The 10,177-nt window shown below is 44.8% G+C and carries 12 protein-coding genes and 8 tRNA genes; 1 reads left to right on the top strand and 19 read right to left on the bottom strand.

Annotated elements, in window-relative coordinates; genetic code table 11:
- From BLS58_RS12830 to BLS58_RS12780, 11 genes are all read right to left on the bottom strand, one after another.
- Nucleotides 1-362, bottom strand: a 362-nt coding sequence (locus BLS58_RS12830; RefSeq protein WP_090399193.1) for a GNAT family N-acetyltransferase, incomplete at its 3' end; no start/stop codon positions are given.
- Nucleotides 363-651: 289 nt separating this feature from the next.
- Complete coding sequence (locus tag BLS58_RS12825) at nucleotides 652-1,605, bottom strand: RpnC/YadD family protein (protein ID WP_090399192.1); 954 nt, start codon at nucleotides 1,603-1,605, stop codon at nucleotides 652-654.
- A gap of 241 nt (nucleotides 1,606-1,846) precedes the next feature.
- Nucleotides 1,847-1,934, bottom strand: a tRNA-Leu gene (locus BLS58_RS12820).
- A gap of 65 nt (nucleotides 1,935-1,999) precedes the next feature.
- Nucleotides 2,000-2,084: transfer RNA gene (locus BLS58_RS12815), tRNA-Leu, on the bottom strand.
- A 26-nt stretch (nucleotides 2,085-2,110) separates the two neighbouring features.
- Nucleotides 2,111-2,185: transfer RNA gene (locus BLS58_RS12810), tRNA-Gln, on the bottom strand.
- Nucleotides 2,186-2,198: 13 nt separating this feature from the next.
- A tRNA-Asp gene (locus BLS58_RS12805) sits at nucleotides 2,199-2,274 on the bottom strand.
- Nucleotides 2,275-2,289: 15 nt separating this feature from the next.
- Nucleotides 2,290-2,365 (bottom strand) — tRNA-Val (locus BLS58_RS12800).
- 7 nt (nucleotides 2,366-2,372) lie between these two features.
- Nucleotides 2,373-2,447 (bottom strand) — tRNA-Glu (locus BLS58_RS12795).
- A gap of 113 nt (nucleotides 2,448-2,560) precedes the next feature.
- A tRNA-Ser gene (locus tag BLS58_RS12790) sits at nucleotides 2,561-2,651 on the bottom strand.
- A gap of 2 nt (nucleotides 2,652-2,653) precedes the next feature.
- A tRNA-Asn gene (locus tag BLS58_RS12785) sits at nucleotides 2,654-2,728 on the bottom strand.
- Nucleotides 2,729-2,858: 130 nt separating this feature from the next.
- Nucleotides 2,859-3,326 (bottom strand): SprT family protein, encoded by a 468-nt coding sequence (locus tag BLS58_RS12780; RefSeq protein WP_090399191.1) that lies wholly within the window; start codon nucleotides 3,324-3,326, stop codon nucleotides 2,859-2,861.
- A gap of 110 nt (nucleotides 3,327-3,436) precedes the next feature.
- Between BLS58_RS12780 and cmpA the strand changes: the two genes are divergently transcribed.
- Complete coding sequence (gene cmpA / locus BLS58_RS12775) at nucleotides 3,437-3,562, top strand: cortex morphogenetic protein CmpA (protein ID WP_090399190.1); 126 nt, start codon at nucleotides 3,437-3,439, stop codon at nucleotides 3,560-3,562.
- A gap of 169 nt (nucleotides 3,563-3,731) precedes the next feature.
- On the opposite strand, the gene BLS58_RS12770 is transcribed toward cmpA, so the two are convergent.
- From BLS58_RS12770 to BLS58_RS12735, 8 genes are all read right to left on the bottom strand, one after another.
- Nucleotides 3,732-5,900: a Tex family protein gene (locus tag BLS58_RS12770; RefSeq protein WP_090399189.1), complete on the bottom strand. Its 2,169-nt coding sequence runs from the start codon at nucleotides 5,898-5,900 to the stop codon at nucleotides 3,732-3,734.
- Nucleotides 5,901-6,003: 103 nt separating this feature from the next.
- Nucleotides 6,004-6,618, bottom strand: coding sequence for a SpoIIE family protein phosphatase (locus tag BLS58_RS12765; RefSeq protein ID WP_090399188.1), 615 nt, complete (start codon nucleotides 6,616-6,618; stop codon nucleotides 6,004-6,006).
- Nucleotides 6,615-7,403 (bottom strand): RNA polymerase sigma factor SigB, encoded by a 789-nt coding sequence (sigB, locus tag BLS58_RS12760; protein ID WP_090399198.1) that lies wholly within the window; start codon nucleotides 7,401-7,403, stop codon nucleotides 6,615-6,617. Before sigB ends, BLS58_RS12765 begins: the two co-directional genes overlap by 4 nt.
- Complete coding sequence (rsbW, locus tag BLS58_RS12755; protein WP_090399187.1) at nucleotides 7,366-7,854, bottom strand: anti-sigma B factor RsbW; 489 nt, start codon at nucleotides 7,852-7,854, stop codon at nucleotides 7,366-7,368. The genes sigB and rsbW overlap by 38 nt, the downstream gene beginning before the upstream one ends.
- A complete protein-coding gene (locus BLS58_RS12750; protein ID WP_090399186.1) occupies nucleotides 7,851-8,183 on the bottom strand; it encodes an STAS domain-containing protein in 333 nt (110 codons plus the stop codon). The genes rsbW and BLS58_RS12750 overlap by 4 nt, the downstream gene beginning before the upstream one ends.
- A 207-nt stretch (nucleotides 8,184-8,390) precedes the next feature.
- Nucleotides 8,391-9,401 (bottom strand): PP2C family protein-serine/threonine phosphatase, encoded by a 1,011-nt coding sequence (locus BLS58_RS12745; RefSeq protein ID WP_090399185.1) that lies wholly within the window; start codon nucleotides 9,399-9,401, stop codon nucleotides 8,391-8,393.
- A 15-nt stretch (nucleotides 9,402-9,416) separates the two neighbouring features.
- On the bottom strand, nucleotides 9,417-9,818 hold the full coding sequence (locus BLS58_RS12740; protein WP_090399184.1) for an anti-sigma regulatory factor: 402 nt from the start codon (nucleotides 9,816-9,818) through the stop codon (nucleotides 9,417-9,419).
- A 2-nt stretch (nucleotides 9,819-9,820) separates the two neighbouring features.
- Nucleotides 9,821-10,177: an STAS domain-containing protein gene (locus BLS58_RS12735; RefSeq protein ID WP_090399183.1), complete on the bottom strand. Its 357-nt coding sequence runs from the start codon at nucleotides 10,175-10,177 to the stop codon at nucleotides 9,821-9,823.

The following is a 10,177-nucleotide window of genomic DNA, read 5'->3' as shown; positions in this document are numbered from 1 at the left end:
AATTTAAGCTCCTCAAAAGTAAATTTTTGTGCAAGCTGAGTTGCTTCAGTACCATAACCTTTGTTTACAGCACTTCGACTATGTAGCGATATTCTAAAACCTGCTTTTTTATTGTCTGGATCAATTTCTAAGATGGCTAAATGACCTATTAATTGATAATTATCCAACAGACAAATGGCGAAATCATAACGTGTAGGGTTCTCACTAAACTGTTTATATTTTTCTGTAATTTCATTAAGAGTAAATGACTGCCGAGTGCCAGTCATATAGAGAAACTCTTCATCCTGACAAGAATGATGAATGCTTTCCATATCTTCATCTTTGATAGGTCTTAGGTACACAAAGCTTCCCTGTATCACCATAATGACTTCCACCTTCATTTCTCGTTTTCAAGAATAGCGTATGATTTAAAACTTTATGATTTATGCAACAATCTGGCCTGATTGTTGAACAACTTCATTGTATCAAATACGGATTTTTAGAACCATAATTCAACCCCTCCCCTTTTCCAATAAAACTGCATAATCCTCAAATTAAATTAACACCAACACTCTCTAAGTATTGGTGTATGAAGAATTATGGTGATACAGTCTATGGCATATGAACTCACACGAGATTTTGCTCCCGCTATTCTTTAACATCATTAATAAATTATTCGTTTCTTGTTTTTGCTATTTCTTCAATAATTTCTTGTGCATCTTCATAGGATTTTGCTGAAAATACTTTGCGTAATACTTCATCCAACAATTCTACATCCTTAATCGAACGCACTTGTTCTTGTACTGAATCCGTCGTTAGGCCAAACCTTGCGTCCAAAAAAGTTAAAATGGAATCTTGTTTTCCTTTCTCCATCCCTCTTCGTTCATAAGAAGTCATTAATTCCATAACTTTCGCCTCCTCCTCGGGATCAAGTTGATTTTTGACTTCGTCTGCCAGTATATGCTCTTCGTGCTCTGAAAGCTCCAAATACGTTTCAAAAAATGTGGTTAGCAAATGATTCCGTGCCGGGTCGAGTTCAAGGCGAACGAGCATCCGTAAAAATTCTTTCTTAACCTCGATCTTTTCATCCTTAGTGTACCCCATTTTACTCATTAATGCACCTGCCACAGGGTTATCTTTCCGAATGTATTCCCGCCAGTTCAATTTATTTAACTCAACCGTTAAGTAGTTAAATTGCAATACATCCAAAAACGGGAAACTCATTTTAAATGAATTGGGTTCTTCTTTATTTTTTTCATCATAACTGAAAACGGCGATAGGAACAATACGCCTACGATGCCTTTCATACAGACGACTAAAATACCGGAACATTCGATCATTAAAATTTGGTTGGTAAGAAGCCTGTGGTTCAACATGAACAATAATAAGGCTATCCTCACCCCGTAACTTTGTTTCCACAATAATGTCTAAATACCGTTTTTCCCGATCACTGACATCCGTAATCATTTCTTTATCCAAAAATTTGAGATGGACATAATCAATATTCTCATGAACCTTCGGGAAAAACAAGACCATGAATTCTTGAAAAAATTCTTGGATTAACTCTTTGAACAGGCGATCGTGGTCAACATTAACTTCCTTATTTGTTACATTTTCATTAGGCATATTCACCCTCCCATTGTCTTTATTATAATATACTCGGATATGAATGAACATCCATCGTTCCATAAAATTCCGAAAAGCAGATCGTTTCTACGATAGCTTATAAAAACCAAACATTTACTATGTACCAAATTACGGATATTTAATGGTTCACAATTGGTACACAAACGTCATATCAAAGCCACTTCTCATATCAAAATAAAACACCAACACGCTCGAAGTGTTGGTGTGTAAATCTTTATGTTGGTGCGGTCGGTGGGACTTGAACCCACACGGTATTTTACTACCACTAGGCCCTCAACCTAGCGCGTCTGCCATTCCGCCACAACCGCAATATGATTTTTATATCCCACTAGGCCCTCAACCTAGTGCGTTCTGCCATTTCGATACAAAAAAATGGTGCGGGCGGTGGGACTTGAACCCACACGTCGTAAGACACTAGATCCTAAATCTAGCGCGTCTGCCGATTCCGCCACACCCGCTTGTATATGCATGCTCTAATCTTAAGTGGCTGGGCCAGCTGGATTCGAACCAGCGCATCTCAGGACCAAAACCTGATGCCTTACCACTTGGCTATGGCCCAAATTCATTGAAAATGGCGGGCCTGACGGGATTCGAACCCGCGATCTCCTGCGTGACAGGCAGGCATGTTCACCGCTACACTACAGGCCCATTTCGCTCTCTCAATGGTGGAGGGTGACGGGCTCGAACCGCCGACCTCCTGCTTGTAAGGCAGATGCTCTCCCAACTGAGCTAACCCTCCGAAATAATGGTGACCCGTGCGGGATTCGAACCCGCGTTACCGCCGTGAAAGGGCGGTGTCTTAACCCCTTGACCAACGGGCCGTGTCGGATATCAGATGTCGGAAGCCGGATGTCGGATTTAATGTGCGAATTGGCAAACCAATTCGATCCATTCTGGCTTCTGGCTTCTGGCCTCTGACTTCTGTATTCTGGAATGGCGGAGAAGGAGGGATTTGAACCCTCGCGTCGCTTGCGCGACCTACACCCTTAGCAGGGGCGCCTCTTCAGCCACTTGAGTACTTCTCCGCTGGCTCCGCAGGCCGGATTCGAACCAGCGACAGATCGATTAACAGTCGATTGCTCTACCCCTGAGCTACTGCGGAATATGCTTCCTTGTTTTTTCGACAAATTCGATAGTACATGAAGTAAGTAGACTTGTCAACTTATAATTTGTGTCCCGGTACAAAAATGAACCGCTCCCGAAACGGCCTTTTATAATGTACCACAGGTATGTTATGTCGTCAATGACCTTTCACGCATTTTTAACTTGCCTCCACAAATGCCACAGACGAACTTTTGCGTATCCATCGCCCGCTTCCGCGGATAAACGTGTTGGCAATCGACACACGCATAATAATATTTGATCGGCTGTGTCTTTCTCATCCCGGGGACTGCCTGGCAATGCCTTGAGCCGCCCACTTTTTCAAGCAAGTTTTTAAAGTCCCTGTCTTTATGTTGATAGCCTTTGCCTTCTAAATGAAGATGATAATGGCAGAGTTCGTGTTTAATGATCGCTTTTAATTCCTCGCGGCCGAAATGCGCTTCATGTTTCGGGTTAATTTCAATCTCGTGGCTGGCAAGCAGATAACGCCCGCCGGTTGTTCGCAGCCGAGGGTTAAAGCGAATGCGATGGCGAAACGTTCTTTTAAAATAAAGACGGGATAATTCTTCCGTCAGCTGTTGCAATTGTTCATCGGTCATCCTGAATGTCCTTTCTTCAACGCGCTTAAATCGTGCTCAACGTTGACAACCATTCCTACATATAATAATCGTAAAGCCTTTAAGGTCTCGCGAACAAGGAGGGATCTGAAGTGCCTTACTGGCTCAAGAAACAATTGGAAAAGGCTTATTTTGAAAAAAATCGTTATGAAATCGTTATGCTTAACCAATGTTGGTACACTTATTTGAAACGCAATACTCAGGAAGAGGTTCTTTAACCACCTTTGTACATCATACCATTTAAATGCTTATCTTGATATAGAAAACCTGCGCGTATAGACGCAGGTTTTTTATTGGCAGGTAAGAAAGTATAAACCACTTTCTTATCCTGCATAAGTGCAACTAAGGCTTATCGCCTTAAAGGCTTGGCGATAAGCCAAGTTTTCTTTATTTTCTCATCGTCAAAGAGATTCTTCCTTTTTGAATATCCACATCTTCAACCCAAACGGTCACGATGTCCCCAACAGCGACGACCTCCTGGGGATGCTTGATAAAACGATTAGCGAGCTTGGATACGTGGACGAGGCCGTCTTCTTTCACACCAATGTCGACGAAGGCGCCGAAGTCAACAACGTTACGGACGGTCCCTTGCAGCTCCATCCCTTTCTCCAGATCTTCCATCGACATCACCCCTGTTTTCAACAAAGGCGTGGGTAAGTCTTCCCGCGGATCCCGATTTGGACGAACCAATGCTTCAGCGATATCCTGTAAGGTGATTTCTCCAATCTCCAATCGCTGAGACGCTTCACCCAAATTCAATTGGTCCACTTTTTCTTTAATCGCATTCGAACCGAGATCCCAATCGTGCACATCCATGTCCGTAAGCAATCGCTCAGTCACCGCGTAGCTTTCCGGGTGAATAGGGGTTCGATCAAGCGGTTCGTCTCCATCGGCGATGCGCAGAAACCCTGCCGCCTGCTCATATGTTTTTGCCCCTAAACGAGGGACTGAAGTGAGTTGTGCCCTCGTTTTGTATTTTCCGTTGGTCTCCCGCTGCTTCACGATTTGATTGGCCACCATTTTATTCAACCCCGAGACGTGTTGCAATAAACTTGTCGATGCCGTATTCACATCAACCCCCACTTGGTTCACCGCCGTCTCCACAACGAAATCAAGGGAACTGCTCAGCTGTTTGGCGCTGACATCATGTTGATACTGTCCGACACCGATGGAGCGAGGATCAATTTTCACAAGTTCGGAAAGGGGATCCTGCAATCTTCGGGCGATTGATATGGCGCTGCGCTCTTCCACTTCCAAATCGGGGAACTCCTCGCGTGCGACGTCTGAAGCAGAATAAACGCTCGCGCCTGCCTCATTAGTGATAACATAGGCGATATTGATCTCAGATTGAGAAAGAAAATCAGAAACGAACAATTCGGTTTCCTGTGAAGCTGTACCATTTCCAATCGCGATAATCGTAATCGCATACTTATCGATTAAGAACGCCAGTACTTTTGCTGATTTCTCTTGCTCATTGTTCGGGGGTGTCGGATAAAAAACCCCTGTTTCCAGCATTTTGCCGGTCTCATCAACGACCGCCCATTTGCACCCGGTTCGATAAGCGGGATCGATACCGAGGACCGTTTTCCCCAGAAAGGGCGGTTGCAACAACAATTGCTTTAGATTGTCGGAAAATACATGAATCGCCTGGGCATCCGCTTTCTCGGTCAAATCATTGCGGATGTCCCGTTCCACCGCCGGTGCAATGAGCCGTTTATAGCTATCTTCGATGGCGGACTGCACCATCTCTACAGCGGGAGAGCCGAAACGTTTCACGACGAGATTCTCGATTTTGTTGATTAAAAAAGAACTGTCAGCCGTCACCTGTACTTTTAAAACATCGTCCTTCTCTCCGCGATTGACCGCCAATATGCGATGTTCCGGAATCCGGCCAATACGCTCGGCGTAGTCGTAGTACATTTCGTACGTCCGGGCTTCATCATCGGCTTTTTTCTTGATCGTCGTTTGCAGTTGGCCGTTCTGCCACGTAAGAGATCGCATCTTTTGGCGGACGGCCGGGTCATCGGCTACCCATTCCGCTATAATGTCTTTGACTCCCTTTAACACAGCCTCCCGATCGCCAAGGTCTTCATCTTCATTTATGTAAGCATCCGCCTCCCTGTCCACATCGATCTCGCGCGGCAATTGAAAAAGGCGACCGGCAAAAGGTTCCAGTCCTTTTTCCTTGGCAATGGTGGCTCGTGTGCGTCTCTTTTGTTTATACGGACGGTAGATATCCTCGACTTCCTGTAGCTTGCTTGTCTTTTTTATATCGTCGGTCAGTTGGGCCGTTAGCTTTCCCTGTTCCTCAATTAAACGAAGGACCTCTTGCTGCCGATTGTGCAGCTGATTGACATATTGCCAATGGTCCAGGGCTTGTCTGATTTCCATTTCATCCGCATTTCCCGTTTGTTCTTTTCGATAACGGGCCATAAACGGGATGGTGTTTCCTTCTTCATGCAAATCAACAATCGCTTTCACAAATCGTTCTTTTGTCCCCAGTTGATGGGCAATACTCTTAATGGTCTCTTTCGCATCCAATGTCGCGGTTTCCATGTTTCCAGCCTCCTCTAAACATCCTGTCCCTATAGTTTAGCATATAATATGCTTCTCGCGGGCAGCAGGAAAAAACCGTTATGCCCTCAATAGACAAAACGGTTCACGTGATATGTCCGGCGATAATGGTCATGTCATCTTTGTGTCCGACACCTTGCTCGGTAACCCGATTTTTCACAAACCTTGCCGGGGTCGCCCCGTGTCGAACGAAAGCATCTTTCATCCCATGGTGCTCAACCCCGTCGGAATATAAAACGAATGACAATTCTGAATGGAAGTGGAAGGCGTTAGCCCTCGGCACGGTCCGGTGCCCGGAAAGAAAACCGGACATGGATATGGGACGATAACACGTCTCATTGTCCACGTTTATCAAGCATTCTACATTTCCGACGTTGACATAATCAATTCTTTTCGTACGGTAATCGATTTTTAACATTGTCAAAACGACACCGCGTTCGCTTATGAGTGATTGGTTGCAGGCAGACATAAGCCTCTCAAGGCTCAGGCTTCCATGCTCCTTTTCGATAACGTCGACGGCCAGTCGCGCCGAACGGTTCGCTATCTCCCCACTTCCAAGCCCATCGGCGAGGGCAGCGAGAAAATAGCCCTCGGTCTCCAACATACAATAAGCATCTCCGCAAATCGTATAGCCTGGTTTTTCTTTTTGACAGGCGGCTGTTTTAACTTTTAGATGTTCCTCTTCAATGATTTTAATCATAAACACTCCGAAGGTTCCACGCGAATGGATTCACGCAATTTGTGAAGTGCACGCCGTTGCAGGCGGGAGACATGCATTTGCGAAATGTTGAGCTGCTCTCCCGTCTCTTTTTGACTTAAATGGTCAAAATATGTGCAGCGTAAAATTTCTTTTTCGCGGTTGGAGAGGACTGCGAAAGCCTTGTCCAACAGCAGTCGCTGATCGGTCTGCTCGTAACCTTGTTCATCGGAGCCAACAAGGTCCAGCAGCGTGACCTCGCTCCCTTCAGCATCAGCTTCGATGGAACGATCCACGGAAAGCGCCTGATAACTTTTTCCCATTTCCATCGTTTCCAGAACTTCTTCTTCGCTTACATTTAAATAGGCAGCGATTTCGGAAACTTGCGGAGAGCGCTGGTGTTCTGTTGTTAAATCTTCCACCGCTTTTTTGATTTTGGGACCTAATTCTTTAATCCGCCGGGGAACATGGACACTCCAGGTTTTATCTCTGATAAACCGTTTAATTTCCCCGACAATCGTAGGGACGGCGAAAGATTCAAACGAACGGTTGAACGACGGATCGAAACGGCGCAGAGCCGCCAGCAAACCAATCATGCCGACTTGGTAAAGATCATCATCGTGTCCTTGACTGCGGGAGAATTTGCGCGCAAGTGATTGTACAAGCGGATCGTAGTGCATAATTAATTGCGTTTGTATCTCATCCGTCGGTTCTTGTTGAAATTCTTCTATCCATTGATAAATGTTGTTTTCATCTATTTTCGTTGGTTGTCTTTGTTTCGAATCCATCGGTCCCATGCGTTACCCCATCCTTTAGAAAAAACTTTTTCATGACAATGGCTACGCCCTTATTCTGTTTAATTTCGACGTCATCCATTAAAGATTCGATAAGGAAAAGGCCGAGTCCTCCTTCTGTAAGTTCCTGAATCGGTTCGTCAGGTTGAATTGGACCTCTGTATTTTTTCAGTTCCCCTGCATTTGCGTCTCTCCCATAGTCGGTGATCCTGAACTCTACAAATTGTTCTCGAACGCTCACCTCAAGGGAAATCAATCCTTCGTCATGATACGCATGGTCAACGACATTCGTACAAGCTTCGGCAATGGCCACCTTAATGTCCTCAATTTCATCATAGGTGTAACCGACGCGATTCGCAACCCCTGATACGGTTAGCCTGACAATCCCTACATATTCAGGTTTAGCAGGCACTTTCATTTCAATTAAATCCTGGTGTGCTGTCATTTCCCGGTACCCTCCCTTTTCTCATCAATGTCAATCATTTCATCAAGGCCGGTAATCGAAAAAAGGCGTCTAACCCTTTCATTGAGGGAAATCAGGCGCAATGTACCATTGTTCTGGTCCGCCGCTTTAAGCGCACCGACGAATATACCCAGACCTGTGCTATCGATGTAATTGACACCATCTAAATCAACGACGACATAAGCTTCCCGTTTTTCGGCCAGGGGCATTAATGCTTCTTTCAGTTGCGGGGCTGTATAAGCATCGATTTCTCCGGAAACCAATAGTTTGGCTCCCTCGGCTAAAGTTTCTGTCTTTACGTCTAAATTCATGCAATGTCCTCCTCGATGGTTCAGTCTTCCTTGGCAGATAAGAAAGTATAAACCACTTTCTTATCCTGCATAAGTGCAACTAAGGCTTCTCGCCTTAAAGGCTTGGCGATAAGCCAAGTTTTCTTTAAATCATTTGTATTTATAAAAATGTAAGCAAATAAAAACGGCCAAGCGGCCGTATAGTGTATTACCCTTTATGCTTTTACATTAAACTTCCCGGCGCAAAATGATGAGTGTAAAATCATCGTGAAGCTGAAAGTCCTGCCACTTTTCCAGATCTTTATAGACACAGTCAACGATTTCCTGGACGCTTCGATCTTGATATAAACGGATTAATCTTGTTAATTCGTCCCTCTCCAAAAACTCTTCGCCTGCCCGACATTCCGTAACTCCATCGGAGAGCAAAACGATAAAATCACCCGGCTGGAGAAGCTGTTGATATTCCCGATATTGCGTATCACGGGATATACCGAGGGCCAAGCCTTTTGCGAACAATTCTTCGAAACGGTCTTCAGCGGCATTATAATAGAAACCGGGTTCATGACCGGCACCTGCGTAGGAAAATAAATGCGTACGCGCATCATATGAGGCGTACATCATCGTCACAAACATATGAGAGGCAATATTTTTCTCGACGGTCCGATTTAAGCTTGCCAATAATTGACCGGGCTGCATCAAGTCTTCCGGGAGACTGTCCATGGCGTATTTAATCATTGACATACAAAGGGCAGCCGGAACACCTTTTCCGATAATATCGGCGATAGCGATGCTGAGGCTGTCAGAATCAGGCTTAATGATATTATAATAATCGCCGTTCATCTTGGAGGCAGGCACACTGATAACCCCTATATCTACGTCTTTGCTTTGCGGTATTTCTTTAGGCAAAAATGTATCCTGCATATTAGCGGCAACGTCAAATTCCGACTCCAGCTCCAGCTGTTTGCGTTTCAAAATTTGATGCTCACGATGAGCCATGCCGTATCCGATCATCACTTCAAGTAAAAACTCAAAAGATTCACGTGTTTCCTGGGGCAAATTCGGGTATAGTTCTTCAATTACTTCAAGGTGGATGCTGACAATCTCTTCCGGCGCTATTTCTTCTTCAATCACTTTCTTGCTGAACTGCTGGGCATCGTAGAGGCTTTGTTCGCTCTTTTTATTAAGAAAGTTGTAGAGGATCTGTTTATAGCTGTTTTGTAAGGCTTGATACATTTCCATCGATTTGATCCCTCCCTACCGAAGCCACTTAATCGTCGAAATCACCGTCCCGTTACCAAGCTCACTTTCGATATCAAACTCATCCAACAATCGTTTCACTCCCGGTAACCCAGCACCGAGACCACCTGATGAAGAATAGCCATCCTCCATAACATCCCTAATGTTCTCGATGCCCGGTCCATCATCACGGGCAATAATTTTCATCCCTTTTAAAGCGTCTTTCTCCACCACTTCCAGTTCGATGACCCCGTTCTCTGTATATAAATAAATATTTCGTGCCAACTCGGATATCGCCGTCGCGATTCGGGCTTGATCGACATTGTTGAAACCCACCTCTTTGGCAAGTTCCCGTCCGGCTTGACGTGCAGAAACAATTCCCCATTCTGTGCCAACCTCAACAGAAGGCTGAGTGCGCATCATCACCCCTCCAGTTCCTGTTGTAATGTTTCAAGCCCTTGTTCCAGATCCAGGGCTGTATGAACTTCGTTCAATGATACGCCCATTTCAACCAATGTAATGGCCACCGCCGGTTGGATGCCGGTCAAGACGACTTTAGCTCCCATTAAATTGGACATCTTCACAACATCCCCGATGACCTTGGCAATATAAGAATCGATCATGTCTACGGACGTTAAGTCAATCACGATGCCCTGCGAGCCCTCTTGATGAATTCTGTTTAACAAATCTTCCTGAAATTGGATCGCTGTCTGATCATCCAACTCAACCTGGATAGAAATCAGTAAGTATTTCCCTAATTTTAATATCGGTATTCTCAT

Origin of the sequence: Natribacillus halophilus (genome assembly GCF_900100185.1) — a bacterium.
In the GTDB taxonomy this organism is placed as follows: domain Bacteria; phylum Bacillota; class Bacilli; order Bacillales; family Marinococcaceae; genus Natribacillus; species Natribacillus halophilus.
The sequence above is the reverse complement of the archived record's forward strand: the minus strand, read 5'-3'. Positions and strand labels throughout refer to the sequence as shown.